The 24,864-nt window shown below is 64.2% G+C and carries 25 protein-coding genes; 19 read left to right on the top strand and 6 right to left on the bottom strand.

Translation table 11 applies throughout. From position 1 onward, the window contains the following. Positions 1-31: 31 nt before the first annotated feature. Positions 32-1,051, bottom strand: coding sequence for a CorA family divalent cation transporter (locus tag ACFZCE_RS03880; RefSeq protein WP_390936232.1), 1,020 nt, complete (start codon positions 1,049-1,051; stop codon positions 32-34). Between the two features lie 155 nt (positions 1,052-1,206). On the opposite strand from ACFZCE_RS03880, the gene ssuE reads away from it, so the two are divergent. From ssuE to ACFZCE_RS03850, 6 genes are all read left to right on the top strand, one after another. After that, positions 1,207-1,800, top strand: a complete 594-nt coding sequence (ssuE, locus tag ACFZCE_RS03875) for an NADPH-dependent FMN reductase (RefSeq protein WP_390936231.1) — start codon at positions 1,207-1,209, stop codon at positions 1,798-1,800. A gap of 90 nt (positions 1,801-1,890) precedes the next feature. Further along, a complete protein-coding gene (locus tag ACFZCE_RS03870; RefSeq protein WP_390936230.1) occupies positions 1,891-2,856 on the top strand; it encodes an aliphatic sulfonate ABC transporter substrate-binding protein in 966 nt (321 codons plus the stop codon). A gap of 22 nt (positions 2,857-2,878) precedes the next feature. After that, the gene (ssuD, locus tag ACFZCE_RS03865) at positions 2,879-4,027 is read left to right on the top strand and encodes an FMNH2-dependent alkanesulfonate monooxygenase (protein ID WP_390936228.1); all 1,149 of its coding nucleotides are present in this window, start codon (positions 2,879-2,881) and stop codon (positions 4,025-4,027) included. Positions 4,028-4,037: 10 nt separating this feature from the next. Beyond that, positions 4,038-4,826, top strand: a complete 789-nt coding sequence (ssuC, locus tag ACFZCE_RS03860) for an aliphatic sulfonate ABC transporter permease SsuC (RefSeq protein ID WP_390936226.1) — start codon at positions 4,038-4,040, stop codon at positions 4,824-4,826. Next, positions 4,823-5,632, top strand: a complete 810-nt coding sequence (gene ssuB / locus ACFZCE_RS03855; RefSeq protein WP_390936224.1) for an aliphatic sulfonates ABC transporter ATP-binding protein — start codon at positions 4,823-4,825, stop codon at positions 5,630-5,632. Before ssuC ends, ssuB begins: the two co-directional genes overlap by 4 nt. 25 nt (positions 5,633-5,657) lie before the next feature. Further along, entirely contained in the window at positions 5,658-5,873 is a 216-nt protein-coding gene (locus ACFZCE_RS03850) for a molybdopterin-binding protein (protein ID WP_040259480.1), read from the top strand. Between the two features lie 129 nt (positions 5,874-6,002). On the opposite strand, the gene ACFZCE_RS03845 is transcribed toward ACFZCE_RS03850, so the two are convergent. Both ACFZCE_RS03845 and ACFZCE_RS03840 read right to left on the bottom strand, forming a co-directional pair. Beyond that, positions 6,003-6,638 (bottom strand): TetR family transcriptional regulator, encoded by a 636-nt coding sequence (locus ACFZCE_RS03845; protein ID WP_390936222.1) that lies wholly within the window; start codon positions 6,636-6,638, stop codon positions 6,003-6,005. Between the two features lie 35 nt (positions 6,639-6,673). Further along, positions 6,674-8,050 (bottom strand): glutamine synthetase family protein, encoded by a 1,377-nt coding sequence (locus ACFZCE_RS03840; RefSeq protein WP_390936220.1) that lies wholly within the window; start codon positions 8,048-8,050, stop codon positions 6,674-6,676. 685 nt (positions 8,051-8,735) lie between these two features. On the opposite strand from ACFZCE_RS03840, the gene ACFZCE_RS03835 reads away from it, so the two are divergent. The 8 genes from ACFZCE_RS03835 (at position 8,736) to ACFZCE_RS03800 (ending at position 17,999) form a co-directional block, all read left to right on the top strand. After that, the gene (locus tag ACFZCE_RS03835; protein WP_390936219.1) at positions 8,736-10,094 is read left to right on the top strand and encodes a glutamine synthetase family protein; all 1,359 of its coding nucleotides are present in this window, start codon (positions 8,736-8,738) and stop codon (positions 10,092-10,094) included. Between the two features lie 39 nt (positions 10,095-10,133). After that, positions 10,134-11,498, top strand: a complete 1,365-nt coding sequence (locus ACFZCE_RS03830) for an aminotransferase (protein WP_390936217.1) — start codon at positions 10,134-10,136, stop codon at positions 11,496-11,498. Between the two features lie 144 nt (positions 11,499-11,642). Next, complete coding sequence (locus ACFZCE_RS03825; RefSeq protein ID WP_390936215.1) at positions 11,643-12,743, top strand: extracellular solute-binding protein; 1,101 nt, start codon at positions 11,643-11,645, stop codon at positions 12,741-12,743. A gap of 160 nt (positions 12,744-12,903) precedes the next feature. After that, positions 12,904-13,998: an extracellular solute-binding protein gene (locus tag ACFZCE_RS03820; RefSeq protein ID WP_390936213.1), complete on the top strand. Its 1,095-nt coding sequence runs from the start codon at positions 12,904-12,906 to the stop codon at positions 13,996-13,998. Between the two features lie 57 nt (positions 13,999-14,055). Next, positions 14,056-15,198, top strand: a complete 1,143-nt coding sequence (gene potA, locus ACFZCE_RS03815; protein ID WP_390936211.1) for a polyamine ABC transporter ATP-binding protein — start codon at positions 14,056-14,058, stop codon at positions 15,196-15,198. A gap of 23 nt (positions 15,199-15,221) precedes the next feature. Next, positions 15,222-16,103 carry an ABC transporter permease subunit gene (locus tag ACFZCE_RS03810; RefSeq protein WP_390936449.1) on the top strand — a complete coding sequence of 294 codons (882 nt, stop codon included), beginning with the start codon at positions 15,222-15,224 and terminating at the stop codon, positions 16,101-16,103. Beyond that, complete coding sequence (locus ACFZCE_RS03805; protein WP_390936209.1) at positions 16,100-16,996, top strand: ABC transporter permease subunit; 897 nt, start codon at positions 16,100-16,102, stop codon at positions 16,994-16,996. The genes ACFZCE_RS03810 and ACFZCE_RS03805 overlap by 4 nt, the downstream gene beginning before the upstream one ends. Positions 16,997-17,063: 67 nt before the next feature. Next, a complete protein-coding gene (locus ACFZCE_RS03800) occupies positions 17,064-17,999 on the top strand; it encodes an alpha/beta fold hydrolase (RefSeq protein ID WP_390936207.1) in 936 nt (311 codons plus the stop codon). 40 nt (positions 18,000-18,039) lie between these two features. Here the strand turns inward: ACFZCE_RS03800 and ACFZCE_RS03795 are convergent, their stop codons facing one another. Beyond that, positions 18,040-18,783 (bottom strand): hypothetical protein, encoded by a 744-nt coding sequence (locus ACFZCE_RS03795; RefSeq protein ID WP_390936205.1) that lies wholly within the window; start codon positions 18,781-18,783, stop codon positions 18,040-18,042. Positions 18,784-18,915: 132 nt separating this feature from the next. On the opposite strand from ACFZCE_RS03795, the gene ACFZCE_RS03790 reads away from it, so the two are divergent. Together ACFZCE_RS03790 and ACFZCE_RS03785 are read left to right on the top strand one after the other, a co-directional pair. Continuing rightward, a complete protein-coding gene (locus tag ACFZCE_RS03790) occupies positions 18,916-19,542 on the top strand; it encodes a 2OG-Fe(II) oxygenase (RefSeq protein WP_390936203.1) in 627 nt (208 codons plus the stop codon). A 1-nt stretch (position 19,543) separates the two neighbouring features. Then, positions 19,544-20,029, top strand: coding sequence for a 2-thiouracil desulfurase family protein (locus tag ACFZCE_RS03785; RefSeq protein ID WP_390936202.1), 486 nt, complete (start codon positions 19,544-19,546; stop codon positions 20,027-20,029). Positions 20,030-20,090: 61 nt separating this feature from the next. On the opposite strand, the gene serA is transcribed toward ACFZCE_RS03785, so the two are convergent. Beyond that, a complete protein-coding gene (serA, locus tag ACFZCE_RS03780; RefSeq protein WP_390936200.1) occupies positions 20,091-21,320 on the bottom strand; it encodes a phosphoglycerate dehydrogenase in 1,230 nt (409 codons plus the stop codon). Positions 21,321-21,532: 212 nt separating this feature from the next. Between serA and ACFZCE_RS03775 the strand changes: the two genes are divergently transcribed. From ACFZCE_RS03775 to ACFZCE_RS03765, 3 genes are all read left to right on the top strand, one after another. Further along, positions 21,533-22,201, top strand: a complete 669-nt coding sequence (locus tag ACFZCE_RS03775; protein ID WP_390936198.1) for a fumarylacetoacetate hydrolase family protein — start codon at positions 21,533-21,535, stop codon at positions 22,199-22,201. An 81-nt stretch (positions 22,202-22,282) separates the two neighbouring features. Then, positions 22,283-23,185 carry an SdiA-regulated domain-containing protein gene (locus ACFZCE_RS03770; protein ID WP_390936196.1) on the top strand — a complete coding sequence of 301 codons (903 nt, stop codon included), beginning with the start codon at positions 22,283-22,285 and terminating at the stop codon, positions 23,183-23,185. A 68-nt stretch (positions 23,186-23,253) separates the two neighbouring features. Then, complete coding sequence (locus ACFZCE_RS03765) at positions 23,254-24,159, top strand: SdiA-regulated domain-containing protein (RefSeq protein WP_390936194.1); 906 nt, start codon at positions 23,254-23,256, stop codon at positions 24,157-24,159. On the opposite strand, the gene rpiA is transcribed toward ACFZCE_RS03765, so the two are convergent. Beyond that, entirely contained in the window at positions 24,137-24,811 is a 675-nt protein-coding gene (gene rpiA / locus ACFZCE_RS03760) for a ribose-5-phosphate isomerase RpiA (protein WP_390936193.1), read from the bottom strand. The genes ACFZCE_RS03765 and rpiA overlap by 23 nt on opposite strands. Between the last annotated feature and the right edge of the window lie 53 nt (positions 24,812-24,864).

The raw sequence follows: 24,864 nt of genomic DNA, 5'->3' as shown, positions 1-24,864 counted from the left end.
CCCGTGGCAAACCTGTTACAACCTGTTACTGCTAGTGATCGTCGCGCTTGCGGAAGGCCCAGCGCCCGGCCAGCAGCGTGAAGCTGGCCACCAGCGCGACCAGAATCCAGAAGCCGTGGGGCGAGGTCGAAAGCGGCACGCCGCCTACGTTCATGCCGAAAAAACCCGCGACGATGTTGATCGGCAGCGCCAGCACCGTGACCAGGGTCAGGGTGAACAGCGTGCGGTTGGTCTGCTCGTTCTGGATCGCGGCGATCTCTTCCTGGATCAGCTTGATGCGCTCGAGCAAGGCCGCCAGGTCGTGGATCACCCGCGAGAACTCTTCGGTTTGCGAGCGCAGGGCGAGCACGTCTTCCTCACCGAACCAGCGTGGCGGGCGGTTGAGCAGGCGCATCAGCGAGTTGGGCTCCAGCGCCAGCAGCCGCTGCATGCGCACCAGCACCCGGCGCACCGAGCTGAGCTCGGCGCGGTTGGTGGCCAGGCGCTCGGACAGCAGCTGGTCTTCGATGCGGTCTACCGCCAGGTGGGTGTCGCGGACCATTTGCACGAGGATTTCCGCCTGGTCGTCGATCAGGTGTTCGAGCAGCTCCAGCGGCGAGCGGAAGGTTTCCCCGCGCTTGACCGAAAAACGCAGGCGGTCGACCGAACGCAGCGGTTGCAGGCGCACGCTGATCAGCATGTTCTCGCGCACGCACAGCCACAGGGTGGCGATGTCGCTGGAGGTTTGCCCGAAGTTGAACACCACGTCGTTGACCACCGCCGTTAGCGCGCCCTCGACGTGCTCCAGGCGCGTTGAGCGCGAGCCTTCGCTGAGGGTTTCGAAGAAATATTCCGGCAGGTCGAGATGGTTGAGCATCCAACGCTTGCACCCAGCGTGGGCCAGGTTCAGGTGCAGCCAGACGAAGCCGCCTTCAGCGGTCGGCTGCTCAAGGGCTTGCATGGCGGTTGGGGCGTCCATCTCCACGCCCGCTTCGTCGGGGCGAAAACGAAAGCCACAAATCAGGCCATAGGGGTCGGCGTCGGGGGACTGCGAGGCGAGGGGTAGGTTCATGCTCAGGTAAATACCGCTGTCACATGACAGCAAGATGACAGCGTGTTTCTAATTTCTATAAGGAATAAACAAATGAATAAATATGATTTAAGGATATAAAAGCCCGCTGTTAAGGTAAGGGCCATTGCACAGAAGCAGCACGAAGAGGTTGGACGATGTTGGTCGTAGCGATTGGTGGCAGCCCCAGTACCCGTTCCCGTTCCGGCGTTTTGCTCGAACGCGCCAAGGCCGCGTTGCAGGCCTGGGGTGTGGAAGTGGTCACCTTCCAGGTACGCGACTTCGATGCCGAAGACCTGCTCCACGCCCGCTTCAACAGCCCGGCGGTGACCCGTTTTCTCGACATCGTCGAGCGCGCCGACGGCTTGATCGTCGCCACCCCGGTGTACAAGGCCTCGTTCAGCGGCGCCTTGAAAACCCTGATCGACCTGCTGCCCGAGCGTGCCCTGGCGAACAAGATCGTCTTGCCGGTGGCCACCGGCGGCAGCATCGCGCACATGCTCGCGGTGGACTACGCGCTCAAGCCGGTACTGGCGGCGCTGAAGGCCCAGGAAATGCTCCAGGGGATTTTCGCCGACGACAGCCAGATCGCCTACGGCGAAGGCAGTGCCGCGGCGCAGTTGGCGGCGCCGTTGCAGGCGCGCCTGGACGCCGCGCTGGAAGAATTCCACAGCGCCCTGGCGCGCCGGCCAAAACCGGTCGAGCCCGGGTTGCTGAATGATCGTTTGCTCAGTGCTCGTTGGAGCATCTGAGCCTTTTTATACCCGTTGTAGCCCTTCTTACCCGACCACGGGCAGCAGGCGCCACCAACCCCCCTTATCGTTCGTAGAAGGAGAGCGCAGATGCGCACCCGTTCCCTGCGCCGAGGTTTGGTCGCACTGTTTGCCGCGGCCATTACCCTTGGTGTTACCAGCCTCGCCCAGGCCGAAACCCTGCGCATCGGCTACCAGAAATACGGCACCCTGGTGCTGCTCAAGGCCCGTGGCACGCTTGAGAAGCGCCTGGCCGAGCAGGGCGTGCAGGTGCAATGGACCGAATTCCCGGGCGGCCCGCAGCTGCTCGAAGGCCTTAACGTGGGCTCGATCGATTTCGGCGTGACCGGCGAAACCCCGCCGGTGTTCGCCCAGGCCGCCGGGGCAGACCTGCTCTACGTGGCCTACGAGCCGCCAGCGCCGACCAGCGAAGCGCTGCTGGTGCCGAAAGACTCGCCGATCAAGACCCTGGCCGACCTCAAGGGCAAGAAAATCGCCCTGAACAAAGGTTCGAACGTGCATTACCTGCTGGTGCAGGTGCTGGCCAAGGCTGGCCTGAAATACACCGACATCCAGCCGGTGTACTTGCCGCCCAGCGATGCCCGCGCGGCCTTCGAGCGTGGCGCCGTGGATGCCTGGGTGATCTGGGACCCGTACCAGGCCGCCGCCGAGCAACAACTGCAAGCCCGCACGCTGCAAGACGGCACCGGCCTTGTGGATAACCATCAGTTCTACCTGGCCACCCGTACTTATGCACAGGCGCATCCGAAAGTGGTCAGCACCCTGATCGACGAAGTGCGCTCGGTAGGCGAATGGGCCAAGGGCAACCCGCAGCAAGTGACCGACGAAGTGGCGCCACTGCTGGGCCTGCCGGTACCGATCACCCTGACCTCGGTCAAGCGCCAGGGCTTTGGGGCGCAGTTCCTCACCCCGGCGGTGGTCGATGCCCAGCAGAAGATCGCCGATGCCTTCTATGGCCTGAAGCTGATTCCCAAGCCGCTGGTGATCAAGGACGTGATCTGGACGCCGCCCGCCAACGTGGCTGCCGCGCAGTAACCCACTCAAAGGAGACCACCCCATGAGCCTCAATATTTTCTGGTTCCTGCCCACCCACGGCGACGGCCACTACCTCGGCACCGCCGAAGGCGCCCGCGCCGTCGACCACGCTTACCTGGGGCAGATCGCCCAGGCCGCCGACCGCCTCGGCTTCGGTGGCGTGCTGATCCCCACCGGCCGCTCGTGTGAAGATTCCTGGCTGGTCGCCGCGTCGTTGATCCCGCTGACCCAGCGGCTGAAGTTCCTGGTGGCGCTGCGCCCCGGGATCATCTCGCCCACCGTGGCCGCGCGCCAGGCGGCAACGCTGGACCGCCTCTCCGGTGGCCGCGCGTTGTTCAACCTGGTCACCGGCGGCGACCCGGCCGAGTTGGAGGGCGATGGCTTGTTCCTCACCCATCAGGAGCGCTACGAGGCGTCGGTGGAGTTCACCCGCATCTGGCGCCGCGTGCTCGAAGGCGAAGTGGTCGACTACGACGGCAAACACATTCAGGTGAAGGGCGCCAAGCTGCTCTACCCACCGCTGCAGCAACCGCGGCCACCGCTGTATTTTGGGGGCTCCTCCGAGGCCGCCCAGGACCTCGCCGCCGAGCAGGTCGAGCTGTACCTGACCTGGGGCGAGCCACCGGCGGCGGTTGCCGAAAAAATCGCCCAGGTGCGTGAAAAAGCCGCCCGGCAAGGCCGCACGGTGCGCTTTGGCATCCGCCTGCACGTGATCGTGCGGGAAACCAACGAAGAAGCCTGGCGCGCCGCTGACCGGCTGATCGCCAACCTCGACGACGAGACCATCGCCCGCGCCCAGGCCTCGTTCGCCAAGTTTGACTCAGTGGGGCAGCAGCGCATGGCCGCGCTGCACAACGGCAAGCGCGACCAGCTTGAAGTGAGCCCCAACCTCTGGGCGGGCGTCGGCCTGGTGCGCGGCGGTGCCGGCACCGCGTTGGTCGGCGACGGCCCAACGGTGGCAGAGCGGGTGAAGGAATACGCCGCCCTGGGCATCGATACGTTCATCTTCTCCGGTTACCCGCACCTGGAGGAATCCTACCGGGTGGCCGAGTTGCTGTTCCCGCACCTGAACGTGGCCCGCCCGCAGGTGCCGGAAGGCACGAACTACGTGAGCCCGTTCGGCGAGATCGTCGCCAACGACATCCTGCCCAAAGCCGCGGCGCAGAGCTGAGGAGGCCCGAATGAGCGCTGCAAAGAAAACCATCGAGCGCCTGGCGCCCTGGGCCCTGCCGGTGCTGCTGCTGGCAGCCTGGCAAGGCGCGGTGAGCGCGGGCTGGTTGTCGACCCGCATCCTGCCCGCGCCCAGCGCGGTCATCGAGGCCGGTGTGCAGTTGGTGCGCAGCGGTGAAATCTGGACGCACCTGGCCATCAGCGGTTGGCGCGCCGGGGTGGGCTTCGTCATTGGCGGTGGCATCGGCCTGGTGCTGGGGCTGATCTCCGGGCTGTCGAAATGGGGCGAGCGCTTTCTCGACAGCTCCGTGCAGATGATCCGCAACGTCCCCCACCTGGCGATGATCCCGCTGGTGATCCTGTGGTTCGGCATCGACGAGTCGGCGAAGATTTTCCTGGTGGCGTTGGGCACCTTGTTCCCGATCTACCTGAACACCTACCACGGCATCCGCAACGTCGACCCTGCCCTGGTGGAAATGGCCCGCAGCTACGGCGTGCGTGGCTTCCCGCTGTTCTGGCAGGTGATCCTGCCCGGTGCCTTGCCGTCGATCCTGGTAGGGGTGCGTTTCGCCCTCGGCCTGATGTGGCTGACGCTGATCGTGGCGGAAACCATCTCGGCCAGCTCCGGCATTGGCTACTTGGCGATGAACGCCCGTGAATTCCTGCAAACCGACGTCGTCGTGCTGGCCATCGTGCTCTATGCGGTGCTGGGCAAGCTCGCTGACCTCGCCGCCCGTGGCCTTGAGCGGCTGTGGCTGCGCTGGCACCCGGCCTACCAACCCAAGCGGGGTGATGCATGACCGCCTTCAAAGACTCGCCGCATTTTTTGCGCGGCGTAGACCTCGGCGTACACGGCCTGACCAAGGCCTTCGGCGCCCGCCAGGTGCTGCACGGCATCGATTTGACCATCCCGGCCGGGCAGTTCGTGGCCATTGTTGGCCGCAGCGGTTGCGGTAAAAGCACCCTGCTGCGCTTGCTCGCGGGGCTCGACCAGCCCACTGGCGGCGAATTGCGCGCCGGTGAACGCACGCTGGCCGCGGCCCGCGAAGACACCCGGCTGATGTTCCAGGATTCGCGCCTGCTGCCCTGGAAGCGAGTGATCGACAACGTTGGCCTGGGCCTGAAGGGTGACTGGCGGCCCAAGGCGCTGCAGGCGCTGGAAGCCGTCGGCCTGGCCGAGCGCGCCCACGAATGGCCCGCGGCGCTCTCCGGCGGGCAAAAGCAGCGTGTGGCGCTGGCCCGCGCGCTGATTCATGAACCCCGGCTGTTGCTGCTCGATGAACCCCTGGGCGCGTTGGATGCGCTGACCCGCATCGAGATGCAGCAGTTGATCGAACGCCTGTGGCAGCAGCACGGTTTTACCGTGTTGCTGGTGACCCACGACGTCGCCGAGGCCGTGGCCGTGGCGGACCGAGTGATCCTGATCGAAGAAGGCCGTATTGGCCTGGACCTGCCCATTGACCTGCCACGCCCGCGTGCCCGCGGCTCGCAGCGCCTGGCAGAGCTTGAAACCGAAGTGCTTAACCGTGTGCTGCTGTTGCCCGCGGGCGAACAGGGCGCAGAACCCGCTTCACCGTTACCGACCCAGCTGCGCTGGGCTTACTGACCTAATCCTTGAAGAGGCAATACCCATGACGATCAAAGCCATCAACGTACGTAACCAATTCAAAGGCACCGTGAAAGAAATCATCGAAGGCCCGGTACTGTCGGAAATCGACGTGCAGACTGCCTCCGGCATCGTCACCTCGGTGATCACCACCCGTTCGGTCAAAGAGCTGGAGCTGGCGGTGGGCAGCGAAGTGATCGCGTTCGTGAAGTCGACCGAGGTGTCGATCGCCAAGCTGTAAACCTGAAGGGCCTATCGCCCGGCACAGCCGGAGTGCCGGACCACGGCCTCCCACCAGATTCGTGTAAGCCATTGATTTACTGGGCAACACAGAACCCGTGGGAGGCCGGCTGTGCCGGGCGAAGGGCCCTCAAGCCTGCGGCCGCTTGGCCATGTACACCGGCAAGTACAGCCCCAGGTAAGCATCGAACACCCGCATCCCTTCCTCGGCCAGCCGTGGGGTAATCTCCCCGTGCAGCTGCACCGAGCGCGCATATACCCGGTCGCCCAGTTCCATCGCCAGGGCGAACACGTCTACCTCCTGCGGCAGGCTGGGCAGCTCGAAATGCCGGGCGAACAGTTGCTCCATCGCCGCGCCCAGTTCCAGATCATGCTGGCGGTCCGCCTGGGCCACTTCGGCCAGGCCGTGCTGCGCGAGAATCAACTGGCGCGCGGCCGCGTCGTTGCGGTAGATGGCCAGCATGCGCTGTTCCACCTGCCGCGACAGGTCGCGCCAGGTTGCCAGCGAGGCATGTTCGAAAGGTGCTTGCAGGCAGGCACGAAAGGCCTCGTGCACGTCGGCGGTCAGCCCTTGCAGCAAGGCCGGTACGCTGGCGAAGAAGTGATACACCGAAGACGGCGGTATGCCCGCGCGCTCGGCCACGCCGTAGATCGACAGCCCAGCCACGCCATCGCTGGCCAGCATCTCGCGGGCAGCCTGCAGAATACTGGCGATCCTGGCCTGGCTGGCGGCGCGGGGTTTGCGTGGGCTGGCGGTGCGTGGCATGGCGGCCTCCTTGGGCGAGGCCGCCATTCTACCGTTTAGACGGTGTGCAGGTACCAGTTGTACTCGAGGTCGGAGATCGAGTGTTCGAACTCGGCCAGCTCGCTTTCCTTGCAGGCGACGAAGATGTCGATGTACTTCGGGTCGATGTAGCGCGCCATGATCTCGCTGTCGTCCAGCGCGCGCAGGGCGTCGCGCAGGTTGTTCGGCAAGCTCGGCTCGGTCTGCTCGTAGGCGTTGCCCTCCAGTGGCGCGCCAGGCTCGCACTGGTTGGTCAGGCCGTGGTGGATGCCTGCCAGTACGGAGGCCATGACCAGGTACGGGTTGGCGTCGGCGCCGGCCACGCGGTGCTCGATGCGCACGGAGTCGGCGGTGCCGGTGGGCACGCGGATCGCCACGGTGCGGTTGTCGAGGCCCCAGGTCGGCGAGTTGGGCACGTAGAACTGCGCGCCGAAGCGGCGGTAGCTGTTCACGTTCGGGCAGATGAAAGCCATGGTTGCCGGTAGGGTCTCGAGCACACCGCCGACCGCGTGGCGCAGTGCGGCGTTCTGCTCGGGATCCTCGCTGGTGAAGATGTTCTTGCCGTCTTTGTCGAGGATCGAAATGTGCACGTGCAAGCCGTTGCCCGCCTGCCCCGGGTAGGGCTTGGCCATGAAGGTGGTGTCCATTTCATGGTCGTAGGCGATGTTCTTGATCAGGCGCTTGAGCAGCAGCGCGTAGTCACAGGCCTTGAGGGCGTCGGCCACGTGGTGCAGGTTGACTTCGAACTGCGCCGGGGCGCTTTCCTTGACGATGGCGTCGGCCGGAATGCGTTGCTCTTTGGCGCCCTCGAGGATGTCTTGCAGGCAGTCGACGTACTCGTCGAGGTCGTCGATCAGGTACACCTGGGTCGATTGCGGGCGTTTGCCGGAAATCGGCGAGCGCGGCGGCTGCGGGCGGCCGTTCACGTTCTCCTGGTCGATCAGGTAGAACTCCAGCTCGAACGCGGCGCAGATGGTCAGGCCCATGTCGTCGAACTTCTTCACGACCTGGCGCAGCACCTCGCGCGGGTCGGCGAAGAACGGCTCGCCCTCGAGCTCGTGCATGGTCATCAGCAGTTGCGCGGTGGGGCGCTTCTGCCAGGGCTCGTTGCTCAGGGTATTGGGGATGGGGTAGCAGATGCGGTCGGCGTCGCCGATGTCCAGGCCCAGGCCCGTGCTCTCGACGGTCGAACCGTTGATGTCGAGCGCGAACAGCGAGGCGGGCAGGTTGATGCCCTTCTCGTACACTTTGTGCAGGCTCGTGCGTTCGATGCGCTTGCCGCGCACCACGCCATTCATATCCGCAATCAGAAGGTCGACGTATAGAACCTCAGGGTGTTCCTTGAGGAACGCGTTCGCTTCGTTGAGCTGAACGGCACGCGGGGGTACCGACATGATGCAACACCTTTTTTGTTAAAAATCTCAATCATTGATTTGCAACGGGCCCAGTCAATCCGAAAGGCTTGGGGAAGTCAAGCGGGCCCATTGGTGCGCTAGCGTGGTGCATAAAAGCGTTTTTTGCTGCTTTTTGGGGCGATTTTGCCTGAATTGTTTTTCAGGTTTAGCGCCATTAAACACCCCGTAGTGAATTTTTAACGGGCTGTTGTATAAAAAATTGAACGGCGCTAAGCTCGGCGGCAACCCAGAACATCAACAATAACGGGGTCCATCATGCCACGCCCGCCCTCTCCAGGCGCCACCCCTCGGGGTGTGCCGAACGCTGCCGGCATGCTGGCCAGAGGCGCACGCCGTGCGCCACGCACTACGCAGCCTGCCACATTCGCCCCCTATGATCCAAGGGGCAGTGTACTGGCGGCCCCCGTGCACGAAGTTCTTACACAAAGGCATCACCGCCCACTGCCCAAAGCCGCCACAGTACGCTTCAATGTGTCTGTCGCGCCGCTTTACCACGCCTTAACGTCTACTGTAGCGCTGCTTCGCTGCCTTTGCCCGCCTGCCTGTGGGCGCTGGCCATCGTTCAGCGTGGGGCCCGGGGTGTGGGGTGGCCGGCCTTTCGTGGCGCGCGCGCGCCAACCGAGCCTGGTTGAGAACAACCGGGCAACAGCCTCCTGAGGTCTTTATGAGCAGCAACCTCGACCAGCTCACGGATTGGTTGAAAAACCACAAGATCACCGAAGTGGAATGCCTGATCAGCGACCTGACCGGCATCACCCGCGGCAAGATCTCCCCCACCAATAAATTCATCGCCGAAAAAGGCATGCGGCTGCCTGAGAGCGTGCTGCTGCAAACCGTGACCGGCGACTACGTCGAAGACGACATCTATTACGACCTGCTCGACCCGGCCGACATCGACATGTTCTGCCGCCCGGACGAAAACGCCGTATTCCTCGTGCCCTGGGCCATCGAGCCCACCGCGCAGGTGATCCACGACACCTACGACAAACAAGGCAACCCCATCGAGCTGTCGCCGCGCAACGTGCTCAAGCGCGTGCTCAAGCTCTACGCCGACCACGGCTGGCAGCCGATCGTGGCGCCGGAGATGGAGTTCTACCTGACCAAGCGCAGCGACGACCCCGACTACCCGCTGCAGCCGCCGATCGGCCGCTCGGGCCGCGCCGAAACCGGCCGGCAGTCGTTCTCGATCGAGGCCGCCAACGAATTCGACCCGCTGTTCGAGGATGTGTACGACTGGTGCGAGGCGCAGAACCTCGACCTCGACACGCTGATCCACGAAGATGGCACGGCGCAGATGGAAATCAACTTCCGCCACGGCGACGCGCTGCACCTGGCCGACCAGATCGTGGTGTTCAAGCGCACCATGCGCGAGGCCGCCCTCAAGCACAACGTGGCCGCCACCTTCATGGCCAAACCCATGACCGGCGAGCCAGGCAGCGCGATGCACCTGCACCAGAGCATCGTTGACATGGCCACTGGCAAAAGCGTGTTTTCCAACGAAGACGGCACCATGAGCCAGCTGTTCCTCAACCATGTGGGCGGCTTGCAGAAGTTCATCCCCGAGGCGCTGCCGCTGTTCGCGCCGAACGTGAACTCGTTCCGCCGCTTCCTGCCCGACACCTCGGCGCCGGTGAACGTCGAGTGGGGCCTGGAAAACCGCACCGTGGGCCTGCGCGTGCCTGACGCCACCCCGCAGAACCGCCGGGTCGAGAACCGCCTGCCGGGCGCCGACGCCAACCCCTACCTGGCCATCGCCGCCAGCCTGCTGTGCGGGTACATCGGCATGGTCGAGGGCATCAACCCCAGCGCGCCGGTGCATGGCCGTGGCTACGAGCGGCGCAACCTGCGCCTGCCGCTGACCATCGAAGACGCCCTCGAGCGCATGGAAAACTGCCGCACTCTGGAGAAATACCTGGGCAAGAAATTCATCGTCGGCTACGTGGCGGTAAAGCGAGCCGAGCACGAAAACTTCAAGCGCGTGATCAGTTCGTGGGAACGGGAGTTCCTGCTGTTCGCGGTCTGATCAAACCCCGCCGGCGAGTGGGGAGAACAGGAGAAAACAATGAGCGACAACAGCGCACAAACCCAGGCATGGAAGGCCCTCAGCGGCGAACACCATCTGGCCCCGTTCAGTGACTACAAGCAACTGAAGGAAAAGGGCCCGCGGATCATCACCAAGGCCCAGGGCGTGCACCTGTGGGACAGCGAGGGCCAGCAGATCCTCGATGGCATGGCCGGGCTGTGGTGCGTGGCCCTGGGCTATGGCCGCGAGGAGCTGGTGCAGGCCGCGGCCCACCAGATGCGCGAGCTGCCCTACTACAACCTGTTCTTCCAGACCGCCCACCCACCGGCACTGGAGCTGGCCAAGGCCATCACCGACGTGGCCCCGGCCGGCATGAGCCATGTGTTCTTCACCGGCTCCGGCTCCGAGGGCAACGACACCGTGCTGCGCCTGGTGCGCCACTACTGGGCGCTCAAGGGCAAACCCACGAAAAAAACGCTGATCAGCCGGGTCAACGGTTACCACGGCTCCACCGTGGCCGGCGCCAGCCTGGGCGGCATGACCTACATGCACGAACAGGGCGATTTGCCGATCCCCGGCGTGGTGCACATCCCGCAGCCGTATTGGTTCGGCGAGGGCGGCGACATGAGCCCCGACGAATTCGGCGTGTGGGCGGCCGAGCAACTGGAGAAGAAAATCCTCGAAGTGGGCGAAGACAACGTCGCCGCTTTCATTGCCGAGCCGATCCAGGGGGCCGGCGGGGTGATCATCCCGCCGGCAACCTACTGGCCGAAAATCAAGGAAATCCTCGCCCGTTACGAAATCCTCTTCGTCGCCGACGAGGTGATCTGCGGCTTTGGCCGCACCGGCGAGTGGTTCGGCAGCGATTACTACGGCCTCGCGCCCGACCTGATGACCATCGCCAAGGGCCTGACCAGCGGCTACATCCCCATGGGAGGGGTGGTCGTGCGCGACACGCTGGTCCAGGTGATCCACGACGGCGGTGACTTCAACCACGGCTTTACCTATTCCGGGCACCCGGTGGCCGCGGCGGTGGGGTTGGAAAACCTGCGCATTCTGCGTGAAGAAAAAATCATCGAGCGTGTACGCAGCGAAACGGCACCGTATTTGCAAATGCGTTTACGCGAACTCGCCGACCACCCGTTGGTGGGCGAGGTTCGTGGGTTGGGCATGCTCGGCGCGATCGAGCTGGTCAAGCACAAGTCGACCCGTGAACGTTACACGGGGCAGGGGGCGGGCATGCTGTGCCGCAACTTCTGTTTCGACAACGGGCTGATCATGCGCGCGGTGGGCGACACCATGATCATTGCGCCGCCGTTGGTGATTACCCACGCCGAGATCGATGAACTGGTGAGCAAGGCACGCAAATGCCTCGACCTGACGCTTAATGCGCTGAATGGCTAAATGCTAGGCTTGCGGGTGTGCTGAAAAGAGGGTTTCGGCACCCCCGGCAAGCGTAATCTGCCGGTGCCCCACACGGCCGCTTCGACTGCAAGGGAAGGCGCGCCACAGGGCGGATGGTTTAAACAATATTTTGGAGCACTACGCATGAAGAAGTTGGGCAAGTCGCTGCTCGCCATGAGCCTGTTGGGTGCCATGGCCGGTGCTGTTCACGCCGATGACAAAGTTCTGCACGTTTACAACTGGTCTGACTACATCGCCCCGGATACGGTGAAGAAGTTCGAAGAAGCCAACCCGGGCGTGAAGGTGGTCTACGACGTTTACGACAGCAACGAGACCCTCGAAGCCAAGATGCTCGCCGGCCACTCCGGCTATGACATCGTGGTCCCTTCGAACAACTTCCTGGCCAAGCAGATCAAGGCCGGTGTGTACGAAACCCTCGACAAGTCCAAGCTCAGCAACTGGAGCAACCTCAACCAGGGCCAACTGAAGGCCGTGGGCGACGCCAGCGACAAGGGCAACGAGCACGCCTTCCCGTACATGTGGGGTTCGATCGGCATCGGCTACAACCCCGACAGGGTCAAGGCCGCGCTGGGCGTCGACAAGATCGACTCGTGGGATGTGCTGTTCAAGCCGGAGAACATCGCCAAGCTGAAAAGCTGCGGCGTGAGCTTCCTCGATTCGCCGACCGAAATGATGCCGGTGGCGCTGCACTACCTGGGGCTGAAAACCGACACCCAGGACAAAGCCGACATCAAGAAGGCTGAAGACCTGTTCCTGAAGATCCGCCCGAACGTGGCGTACTTCCACTCCTCGAAGTACATCTCGGACCTGGCCAACGGCAACATCTGCGTCGCCGTGGGCTATTCGGGTGACGTGTACCAGGCCAAGTCCCGCGCCGACGAGGCCGGTGGCAAGGTCAAGGTCGCCTACACCATTCCGAAGGAAGGCGCCGGCAGCTTCTACGACATGGTCGCCATCCCGAAAGACGCTGAGAACAAAGAACTGGCCTACAAGTGGATGAACTTCATCCTGCAGCCGGAAATCATGGCCGAGATCACCAACGCCGTGCGCTTCCCGAACATCAACGACAAAGCCACGCCGCTGGTGGACAAAGACATCACTTCCGACCCGGGCGTGTACCCGCCGGCTGAAGTGAAGGCCAAGTTGTACGCGATCGCCGACCTGCCGCAGCCGACCCTGCGCGAGTTGACCCGCAGCTGGACCAAGATCAAGTCGGGCAAGTAAGCCCGGCCTGATGGCCCCCGGTCACGGCGCTGCCGTGGCCGGGGTGCTTGCAACAAAAATTTTTTTTGCTGTACCGAAGTATCACAGGTAAGTTGCGCGCCGGTTTGAGTTTTGCGCTGGCATGGCTTGCATCAGGAAGAACATTGCGGGGGAACTGCACGTGGCTAACTCTTTGTTTTTGAAAGCACTGGTGCTGGGCGCCGGGCTGCTGGCCGGTACCGCCGCGCAGGCCGCCGGTACCGTGCATATTTATAACTGGTCTGATTACATCGGCGAGAACACCCTGGCCGAGTTCGAAAAAACCACCGGCATCAAGCCGGTGTACGACGTGTTCGACTCCAACGAAACCCTCGAGGGCAAGTTGCTGGCCGGGCGCACCGGCTACGACGTGGTCGTGCCGAGCAACCACTTCCTCGGCAAGCAGATCAAAGCCGGGGCATTCCAGAAACTCGACCGCGCGCAATTGCCGAACTGGCAGAACCTCGACCCCGAGCTGATGAAGCGCCTGCAGGCCAATGACCCGGGCAACCAGTACGCGGTGCCGTACCTGTGGGGCACCAATGGCATCGGCTACAACGTCGAGAAGGTCAAGGCGGTGCTGGGCGTCGATAAAATCGACTCCTGGGCCATGCTGTTCGAGCCGGAGAACATGAAGAAGCTCAGCCAGTGCGGCGTGGCCTTCCTCGATTCGCCCGATGAAATGCTGCCGGCGGTGCTCAACTACCTGGGGCTGGACCCCAACAGCACCAACCCGGACGACTACAAGAAGGCCGAAGACAAACTGCTCAAGGTGCGGCCTTACGTGACCTACTTCCACTCCTCGAAGTACGTGTCTGACCTGGCCAACGGCAACATCTGCGTCGCCGCGGGGTTCTCCGGCGATGTGTTCCAGGCCCGCTCGCGCGCCGAGGAAGCCAAGAATGGTGTTCAGGTGGCGTATGTGGTGCCCAAAGAGGGCGGCAACCTCTGGTTCGACATGTTGGCCATCCCCAAGGATGCGACCAACGTGAAAGAGGCGCATGCGTTCATCAACTACCTGCTGCAGCCTGAAGTGATCGCCGAAGTCAGCGACGCGGTGGGCTACGCCAACCCTAACCCCAAGGCCAAGACCGAGATGGAACAAACGGTTGCCAACGACCCGGCGGTGTACCCACCGCAAGAAGTCCTGGCCAAGGCCTACGTCAGCCACGAGCTGCCGCCGAAGATTCAACGCCTGATGACGCGGTCCTGGACCAAGATCAAATCAGGCAAGTAATTGTGCCGGGCCCACCGCGGGGGTGGGTTCGCTGACCAACTGTTGGGAGTTTCGTTAATGGCCGTTGCCTCTAGTGCCTATAAGAAAGCCCTCGAAGGCAGCCAGCAACCCAAGCAGGTGCTGGTGAAGATCGATCGGGTTACGAAAAAATTCGATGAGACGATTGCCGTGGACGATGTGTCCCTGCAAATCAACAAGGGCGAGATCTTTGCCCTGCTCGGCGGTTCGGGTTCGGGTAAGTCCACTCTGTTGCGCATGCTCGCCGGTTTCGAGCGGCCCACCGAGGGGCGGATTTTCCTCGACGGTGAAGACATCACCGATATGCCGCCCTACGAGCGGCCGATCAACATGATGTTTCAGTCGTACGCGCTGTTCCCGCACATGACCGTGGCGCAGAACATCGCCTTCGGCCTGAAGCAGGACAAAATCCCCGCCGCCGAGATCGACGCCCGCGTGGCCGAGATGCTCAAGCTGGTGCAGATGACCCAGTACGCCAAGCGCAAGCCGCATCAGTTGTCCGGTGGCCAGCGCCAGCGGGTGGCCCTGGCGCGCTCGCTGGCCAAGCGGCCGAAGCTGCTGTTGCTCGACGAGCCGATGGGCGCGCTGGATAAAAAGCTGCGCTCGCAGATGCAGCTCGAGCTGGTACAGATCATCGAGCGCGTGGGCGTGACCTGCGTGATGGTGACCCACGACCAGGAAGAGGCCATGACCATGGCCGAGCGCATCGCGATCATGCACCTGGGCTGGATTGCCCAGATCGGCAGCCCGATCGACATTTACGAAACCCCCACCAGCCGCCTGGTGTGCGAGTTCATCGGTAACGTCAACCTGTTCGACGGCCAAGTGGTCGAAGACATGGAAGGCTACGCGCTGATTTCCACCCCGGAGCTGGAGCGGCCGATCTACGTGGGCCATGGGGTCAGCACTGCGGCCCAGGACAAAAGCGTGAGCTACGCCCTGCGCCCGGAAAAACTGCTGGTCACCACCGAGCAACCGACCACCGAGTACAACTGGGCGCGCGGCAAGGTGCATGACATCGCCTACCTGGGTGGCCACTCGGTGTTCCACGTACAGTTGGCCAGCGGCAAGATCGTGCAGAGCTTCGTCGCCAACGCCGAGCGCCGTGGCGCGCGGCCGACCTGGGACGACGAAGTGTTCGTGTGGTGGGAAGACGACAGCGGCGTGGTGCTTCGCTCATGAAAACCAGCAGACTCAAGCGTTACCTGCCCGGCGGCCGCCAGGCCGTGATCGGCATCCCGTTCATCTGGCTGTTCCTGTTCTTCATGCTGCCGTTCTTCATCGTCTTGAAGATCAGCTTCGCCGAGGCTGATGTGGCGATCCCGCCCTACACGGACCTGGTGCAGTTTGCCGAAGACAAGATCGACATCGCCCTGAACCTGGCGAACTACCTGCTGCTCGGTGATGACGACCTGTACTTCGCCGCCTACTTCGGCTCGCTGAAGATGGCGTTCATCAGCACCGTGCTGTGCCTGGTGATCGGCTACCCGATGGCCTATGCGATTTCCGTGGCGAAGAAAGAAACCCAGACCGTACTGCTGCTGCTGATCATGATGCCGACCTGGACGGCGATCCTGATCCGCGTGTATGCCTGGATGGGCATCCTCAGCAACAACGGCTTGCTCAATGGCTTCTTGCAATGGCTTGGGCTGATCGACCAGCCGCTGCAGATCCTCAACACCAACCTGGCGGTGTACATCGGTATCGTCTACTCGTACCTGCCGTTCATGATCCTGCCGCTGTTCGCCAACCTCGTCAAACACGACCAGAGCCTGCTCGAGGCCGCGTCTGACCTAGGCTCGAGCCGCTTCAACAGCTTCTGGAAGATCACCGTGCCGTTGTCGAAGAACGGCATCATCGCCGGCTGCATGCTGGTGTTCATCCCGGTGGTGGGCGAGTTCGTGATCCCTGAGCTGCTCGGCGGCCCGGAAACGCTGATGATCGGCAAGGTGCTCTGGCAAGAGTTCTTCAACAACCGCGATTGGCCGGTGGCCTCCGCGCTGGCGGTGGTGATGCTCGGCATCCTGATCATCCCGATCGTGCTGTTCAACCGCAGCCAAGCCAAGGAACTGGAGGGCAAGGCATGAAAACCGGCTTTCGTTTCTCGACCTTCATGCTTTGGGCGGGGTTGATCTTCATCTACGCGCCGATGCTCATCCTGGTCATCTACTCGTTCAACGCCTCGCGGCTGGTCACGGTCTGGGGGGGCTGGTCGGTCAACTGGTACATCACCCTGCTGGACAACAACCAGTTGATTTCCGCGGTGTTCCGCTCTCTGGAAATCGCCCTGTACACCGCCGTGTCGGCGGTGATCCTCGGCACCCTGGCGGCGTTCGTGCTCACCCGCATCACCCGCTTCAAGGGCCGCACGCTGTTCGGTGGCCTGGTCACCGCGCCGTTGGTGATGCCCGAGGTAATCACCGGCCTGTCGCTGTTGCTGCTGTTCGTGGCCATGGCGCAAATGCTCGGCTGGCCGGCCGAGCGCGGTATCGTCACCATCTGGATCGCCCACACCACGTTCTGCTCGAGCTATGTGGCGGTGGTGGTGTCGGCACGCTTGCGCGAGCTGGATATGTCCATCGAAGAGGCGGCCATGGACCTCGGCGCGCGGCCGTGGAAGGTGTTCCTGTTGATCACCATCCCGATGATCGCGCCGTCGCTGGCCGCGGGGGGGATGATGTCGTTCGCGCTGTCGCTGGACGACCTGGTACTGGCCAGCTTCGTGTCCGGCCCCGGCTCGACCACCCTGCCGATGGAGGTGTTCTCCCAGGTGCGCCTGGGCGTGAAGCCTGAGATCAACGCCATTGCCAGCTTGATCCTGCTGGTGGTGTCGCTGTTCACCTTCCTCGTGTGGTTCTTCAGCCGCCGCGCCGAGGAAGCCCGCCGCCGTGCCATCCAGGCGGCGATCGAAGAGGCCGCGGCAGCCAACTCCGGCCAGCCCGACCCTCGCGCGGCACGCGTGCAGCCGACCCCGGCCTGATAGGCGGCTTGCCAGCGCGGCCCGTGTGACAGAACATCAAGGCCAGTTCTGTCACACGGGCCTTTTCATGCCAGCCGAATTCAACGCCGACGCCCTGCGTGCCAGCCTGCCGCGGCTCGACCCGGCCCAGCCGCTGTCGCGCCAGGCCCAGGCGTACCAGCGCTTCTATGGGCTGCAATTGCCCCACAGCGGCGTGCCCTTCACCTGTGGCTTGGGCGTGTTCGAGGCGGCCGGCCTGGCCCTGGCCACGCAATGCTGGTTGCCGCCCAGCCCACGCGGCACGCTGTTCGTGCTGCATGGCTTTTATGACCACATGGGGCTGTATCGGCATGTGTTTCAGTGGGCGCTGGGCCAGGGCCTGGCGGTGATCGCCTGCGACCTGCCGGGCCACGGGCTCTCGGCCGGGGCGCGGGCGAGCATCGGTGATTTCGACGAGTACCAGGCCACGCTGCAGGGGCTGTTCGGCGAAGCCCGCCGGCTGGGCCTGCCGCACCCTTGGCACGTACTGGGGCAAAGCACCGGCGGCGCCATCGCCATCGACCACCTGTTGCACCACCCGGGCAGCCCATTGGACGGCCAGGCCATGCTGCTCGCCCCCCTGGTGCGGCCGCGTGCCTGGGGCTGGTCGCAGCTCAGCTATCACGCCCTGCGGCCGTTCGTGAAAGGCATCGCCCGGCGTTTCAGCGAAAACAGCAACGACCCAACCTTTTTACCTTTCCTGCAAGCCGACCCGCTGCAACCGCTGCGGCTGCCCACGGCGTGGGTCGGCGCCCTGGTCAAATGGGTGCGCCACATCGAAGCCGCCCCGCGCTCGGGGCTGAGCCCACTGATCGTGCAGGGCGAGCAAGACATGACGGTCGATTGGCAGCACAACCTAAGGGTGCTGGAAGGCAAATTCGCCGCGCCGCGGTTACTGCGCCTGCCGCAGGCGCGGCATCACCTGGCCAACGAGCTGCCGGGGTTGCGGGCGGAGTATTTGGGGTTTTTGGCGAAGCATCTCTAGGCCCATCGCCCGGCTGCGCCGGGCGAAAGGCCTTCAACCCCTACCCAGGATTCGCCTGCCCCACCGCCAGCCCCGCCTTCACCGCCGCCAGGGCTGCCTGGTAATAGGCCTGCCCCTGAGGCGATTCGGCAAAGCTCACGAACTCTTCGAGCTCTGGGTCCGACAGGTCGCGGTACACGTACAGCAGGGTGTTATCCAGGTCGTTGCCGATTTGTTGCATCAACCGCGCGCGTTGGTTGTCGAGCAGGCCCTGGGTCGAGCCGCCGCCAAGCAGGCCGGGGATCATCGAGCTGAGGCTGTCGGCGGCCACCCCGGCGATCGCCAGGGTGACCTCCGCGCCGGCCTCGCGGGCGGGCAGGGCGCGGGAGAGGTGGCCGATCAGCAACTGGCGGGTGTCGGCCACCTGCATATGCGGGATGCCGCTGGCGTGCTGGGCGAGTTGGTCTGGGCGGGTGGCCAGCAGCTCGGCGGCCACCACTTTGTGCCCCAGCGGCGACTGGAAGAACGCCAACGCCGGTTGTGGGTCGGCCAGGCCCTGGCGCAGCCGCGCCTCGGCGCGTTGGTCCATGGCTTGGGGGGCGAAGCGCTGGTTGCTGTTGTTCACCAGCGCCTGGAACACCGCGGGCGGCAGGCTGTTCTGGTAGCGCTGCTGGGCGGCCTTGAGGGCATCGCTGAAGTGCGCGCGCTGGTCGGGCCAGCCCGCGGCCTTGTACAGCTGATCGTGAAGGTCTGCCCAGGCCGGCATCGAGCAGCAGATCAGCAGCAGTAGAAGGAAGCGACGCATGAAGGACTCCTGTCGGCAGGGCGCTATTGTCCGTGGGGCGGGCGGCCTTTGTCGAGAGACGAACGCGCTCGCCCGGTATTTGCAGCCAAAAGGCGCTGTTGGTTTGGCCGGTGGCTGGGTACTATTCGCGCCATGCCAAACACCACTGATTCCCCCCTGTTGCCGCGCATTGTCGACGAACTGGCCGAGCACGGTTGGTCTCGCCAAGGCCTGTTCCTGCCCTCGGCTCTGACCGCCGCGCTGGCGCAAGAGTGCCGCCGGCGTGCCCAGGCCGGCCAGCTGGCGCCGGCGGCGGTCGGCCGGGGCGGCGGCCAGGAGGTGCGTGAGGGCATCCGCGGCGACCTCACCCAGTGGATCGAACCCGGCCAGGCCGACTGCTGCGATGCCTACCTGGCACTGATGGATGAACTGCGCGAGGCACTGAACCGTGCCCTGTACCTGGGCCTGGAGGACTTCGAGTGCCACTTCGCCCTGTACCCGGCCGGGGCGTTCTACAAGCGCCACCTCGACCGCTTCCGTGACGACGACCGGCGCACCGTGTCGGTGGTGCTGTACCTCAACGAGGCCTGGCAAGCCGAGGACGGCGGCCAGTTGCGCCTTTACCTGGGCGAGCAGGGGGCTGCGCACGATGTGCCGCCCGAGGGCGGCAGCCTGGTGGTGTTCATCTCCAGCGACATGCCCCATGAAGTATTGCCCGCCCGCCGCGAGCGCCTGTCATTGACCGGCTGGTTCCGCCGCCGCGGCAATGAGCCCTTCTGAGATGGCCAAGGTGCTGGTCAGCCGCTGCCTGCTCGGCCACAAGGTGCGCTATGACGGCGGCGCCAGCGGCCCCTATGCCGTGCTGGCGCAGTGGCAGGCCGAGGGCCGGGTGGTTGCGCTGTGCCCGGAAGTCGCCGGCGGCCTGCCCACGCCGCGGCCGCCCGCGGAAATCCCAGGCGGCCAGGGCGCGCGCGTGCTCACCGGCCAGGCCCAGGTGATCGCCCGCGACGGCGAGGACGTTACCGCGCCCTTCATGGCGGGCGCCCAGCAAGCCTTGGCGCTGGTCAGGCAGCATGGCATTCGCGTGGCGGTGCTCAAGGCCAACAGCCCGTCATGCGGCAACGAGCAGGCCTACGACGGCACCTTCAGCGGTACCCGTGTAGCGGGGGAGGGCGTGACGGCGGCGCTGTTGCGCCAGGAAGGCGTGCGGGTGTTCAACGAAAACCAGCTGGATGAGGCGTGGCTGGCGATATTGGGGGAGGATTGAGCGGCAAGCTGCAAGCCAGAACTTACAGCTTGCAGCTTGCAGCTTGAGCCTACCGCAAGGCTTAAAACAGCACCCGGCACCGAATCGTCCCGTTGATGTGCTGCAACTTGGCCAAGGCCAGGTCGGAGTACTCGGCGTCGACGTCGATCACCACGTAACCCACCGACTCGTTGGTCTGCAGGAACTGGCCGGAAATGTTGATGCCGTTCTCGGCGAAGACCTTGTTGATCTCGCTGAGCACGCCCGGGATGTTTTCGTGGATGTGCAGCAGGCGGTGCTTGCCCGGGTGCGCTGGCAGGGCGACTTCCGGGAAGTTGACCGACGACACCGAGGTGCCGTTGTCGCTGTACTTGACCAGCTTCTCAGCCACTTCCAGGCCGATGTTGGCCTGTGCTTCGGCGGTGGAACCACCGATGTGCGGGGTGAGGATCACGTTGTCCAGGCCGCGCAGCGGGCTTTCGAACACGTCGGCGTTCGAGCGTGGTTCGACTGGGAACACGTCGATGGCGGCGCCGATCAGGTGCTTGTCCTTGATCGCGTCGGCCAGGGCTTCCAGGCGCACCACGGTGCCGCGGGCGGCGTTGATCAGGATGCTGCCCTTTTTCATCGAGCGGATTTCTTCTTCGCCGATCATCCACTGGGTGGATGGCAGCTCAGGTACGTGCAGCGAGACGATGTCGGCCAGGCCCAGCAGCTCCTTGAGCGACGGCACCTGGGTGGCGTTGCCCAGTGGCAGCTTGGTCAGCGGGTCGTAGAAGTACACCTGCATGCCCAGGCTTTCGGCCAGTACCGACAACTGCGTGCCGATCGAGCCATAGCCGACGATGCCGAGCTTCTTGCCGCGGATCTCGTACGAGTTGGCCGCGCTTTTGATCCAGCCGCCACGGTGGCAGGAGGCGCTTTTCTCGGGGATGCCGCGCAGCAGCAGGATCGCCTCGCCCAGCACCAGCTCGGCCACCGAACGGGTGTTGGAGTAGGGGGCGTTGAACACGGCGATACCGCGCTCACGGGCGGCGTTCAGGTCGACCTGGTTGGTGCCGATGCAGAAGCAGCCCACGGCGATCAGTTTTTGGGCGCAGTCGAAGACTTCGGCGGTCAACTGGGTGCGCGAGCGGATGCCGAGGAAGTGGGCATCGGCGATCTTTTCCTTCAATTCTGCGTCGGGCAGGGAGCCGGTCAAATACTCGATGTTGGAGTAACCGGCCGCCTTGAGGGTGTCCACGGCGTTTTGGTGAACCCCTTCGAGAAGAAGGAACTTGATCTTGCTCTTGTCGAGAGAAGTCTTGCTCATCTGCTTTAACCTGTGCTCCGGAGAGAAAATGGCAGTAGAAACGAGGAGGCCGCCAAAGGCTCTGAGGCAAGTTTGGCGGGGGCGTATGCTAGCATAGCTGCGACACTCATCGGCCATTTAGCGACGTGAAGCCTGCTCACGCAGACTATGAGCAGAACGCGTGAAGCGCTGTAGAATGGGCCCCAGGGTTAACCTTCAAACAGGAGTGGCGCATGAGTTACCAGCATCAGTATGCCGACGGCACCCGGGTTCACTTTCCCGTGGGCAAGGTGGTGTGCATCGGCCGCAATTACGCCGAGCACGCCAAGGAGCTGAACAACCCGGTTCCCACCGAGCCGCTGCTGTTCATCAAACCGGGCAGTTGCGTGGTACCGGCCGAGGGCGGCTTCAGCATCCCGACCGACCGCGGCTCGGTGCATTACGAAACCGAAATCGCCGTGCTGCTGGGCAAGCCGCTGTCGCCGCGCCCCAGTGAAGAAGAAGTGATCGACGCCATCTCCGGCTTCGCCCCCGCACTGGACCTGACCCTGCGCGACGTGCAATCGCGCCTGAAGGAAAAAGGCCTGCCGTGGGAATTGGCCAAGGCGTTCGACGGCGCCTGCGTGCTGGCCCCGTTCGTGCCGGCCAGCACCTTCCCGGACCTGGCGGCGATCCCGGTCAAGCTCACCCTCAATGGCGAAGTGCGCCAGGATGGCAGCAGCGAGCTGATGCTCAACCCAATCGTGCCGATGATCCAGTACATGGCCGCTTGCTTCTCGCTGCAGGCCGGCGACGTGATCCTCACCGGTACCCCCGCCGGCGTTGGCCCGCTGAACGTGGGCGACGAACTGGTGATCGAGCTGCCGGGCGCGGTCAGCGCCGACACCCGCGTGCTGGGCTAAGCCCCGCGCGCTTTGGCGTTTTTTTCACATCGGCTGCGGATAATGGCGCGCTCACCGCGCGCTTGAATCCGGACCCGCCCCATGCCTCGTTCTACCTCCTACCTGCATCGCCGCCGTTGGCCCCTGGCGGGGCTACTGGTGTTGCTGGTGCTGTACATCGTCGCGGCCGTGCTGCACTGGGACGACCGCCTGCGCTGGTCGGCGCGGGAGCTGCTGCAAAGCCCGGCCGAGCAGGCCAAGGCCGCCTGGCTGCCGGCCTACCACGTGGTGATCGACGCCAAGCCGCTGGAAGGCCTGGCCGACGACGAAGCCTCTGACCTAGCCTACGACCCCCACAGCAAAACCCTGTACAGCGTGATGGGCAAAAACCCGTTTCTGGTGCAGTTGGGCCTGGACGGCAGCGTGCTGCGCAAAATCGCCCTTAACGGCTGGTCGAACCCCGAGGGCGTCGCGGTGCTTGAAGATGGCCATATCGCGATCACCGACGAACGCAGCCAGAAGCTGACCCTCGTCACCGCGCCGGAGGGCGTTACCGAGCTGAACATCGCCGACTTCCCGCAGTTCGACCTGGGCCCGGCCGAGCAGAAGAACAAAGGCACCGAGGCGGTGGCCTGGGACCGCCGCCAGCACCGGGTGCAGTTCGGCCAGGAGCGCCCGGCCAAGCTCTCGAGCTGGGCCAGCGACGGCACCACGCTGCTGGGCCAGCCGCAGCCGCTGGAGAGCGACCTCGACCTGCGCAACCTCTCGGCGATGGCGGTAGACCCGCGCACCGGCCACACGCTGCTGCTGTCGGCCGATTCGCACCTGCTGCTGGAGCTGGGCGACGACCTGCAACCGTTGAGCTATATGGCGTTGCTGGGGCACTTCAATGGCCTGGGCGAGACCATCCCCCGCGCCGAAGGGGTGGCCATGGACGAGCAGGGCACGCTGTACATGGTCAGCGAGCCGAACCTTTTCTACCGCTTTGAGAAAGCTCCTAAATAGCCTGGCATCGTGCTATCAGCCCGCATTTCATGATTAGATTCGCTGTTTTTCAGGGCAGGTGCTTGGTCATGGCGTTCGCGCGCGTTCGGCGTTTTCTCTTCATCGGTTTGCTGCTGGTGGCTTGTGGGCTGTTGGCCACCGTCGCCCACCGCCATCGGTTGTTGCAGCAGGCCTGGTTCGAACTCAGCCATTGGCTGGCCCCTGCCGTCGGCGGCCTCGAACTGGGGCAGTATCGTGCCGTTGTGCAACGCCTGCCCATCGCCGGCCTGCCGGCCGATGTTTCGGCACTCACCTACGACCGCCATCGCCATACCCTGTTTACCGTGACCAACAAAAACCCAGAGCTGATCGAGCTATCACTGAACGGTGAAGTACTGCGGCGGGTCGCGTTGCGAGGCTTTGGCGACCCGGAGGCGGTCGAGTACATCAGCCCCGGCGTATTCGTGATCAGTGATGAGCGTGAGCAACGCCTGGTCCGCGTGGTGCTGGGCGAGGCCGCCACCGAGCTGGATGCCCAGGCCGGGCAGCAGTTGAGCGTGGCGCTGGGCCGCAACGGCAATAAAGGCTTCGAGGGCTTGGCCTACGACAGCCGCGCGCAACGGCTGTATGTCGCCAAAGAGCGCGACCCGATGCGTATCTACGAGGTCGATGGGTTTGCCGCGCCGCGCCCAGAAGGTATTCACATTGCCGAGAACCCGGAGCGCGATGCCCGGCTGTTCGTGCGCGACCTGTCTAGCCTGCAGTTCGATGAGGCCAGTGGGCATTTGCTGGCGCTGTCGGACGAGTCGTCCAGGGTGCTCGAGTTGAACCCGGACGGCCATGTGGTCGGCAGCCTGTCGCTGCGCCAGGGCTCGGCCGGCCTCGAGCAGGCCATGCCTCAGGGCGAGGGCATGGCCATGGACGAACAGGGTACGCTGTACATGGTCAGCGAGCCCAACCTGTTCTACGTGTTCAAGAAGCCTTCAGCGCCTTGACGCCTTCGGCCGTGCCCAGCAGCAGCAAGTCGGCGGGGCGCGCGGCGAACAGGCCATTGGTGACCACGCCGACGATAGCGTTGATGTCACGCTCCAGCGCCACCGGGTCGGTGATGTGCAGGTTGTGTACATCGAGGATGATGTTGCCGTTGTCGGTCACCACGCCTTCGCGGTAGACCGGGTCGCCGCCCAGCTTCACCAACTGGCGCGCCACGTGGCTGCGGGCCATGGGGATCACTTCCACCGGCAGCGGGAAGGCGCCCAGCACCGGCACCAGCTTGCTGCCGTCGGCGATGCAGATGAACGTACCGGCTACTGCGGCGACGATCTTCTCGCGGGTCAGCGCGGCGCCGCCGCCCTTGATCAGGTTCAGCCGCGCGTCGGTTTCGTCGGCGCCGTCTACGTAGAACTCCAGGTCGCTGACCGTGTTCAGCTCATACACCGGGATGCCATGGCCCTTCAGGCGCGCGGCGGTGGCTTCGGAGCTGGCCACGGCGCCGTCGAAGGCGCCCTTGTGCTGGGCCAGGGCATCGATGAAGCAGTTGGCGGTAGACCCAGTGCCCACGCCGACGATGCTCTTGTCGTTGAGTTTGGGCAGGATGAAGTCCACGGCAGCCTGCGCGACGGCCTGTTTGAGTTGGTCTTGCGTCATGTACGGGCGCTCCGAAAGCGTCACGGGGAGAAAAGGGCGCGCATTATACCAGC

Source organism: Pseudomonas sp. NPDC007930, from assembly GCF_042958985.1.
In the GTDB taxonomy this organism is placed as follows: domain Bacteria; phylum Pseudomonadota; class Gammaproteobacteria; order Pseudomonadales; family Pseudomonadaceae; genus Aquipseudomonas.
This window is presented reverse-complemented; position numbering and strand designations above follow the sequence as displayed.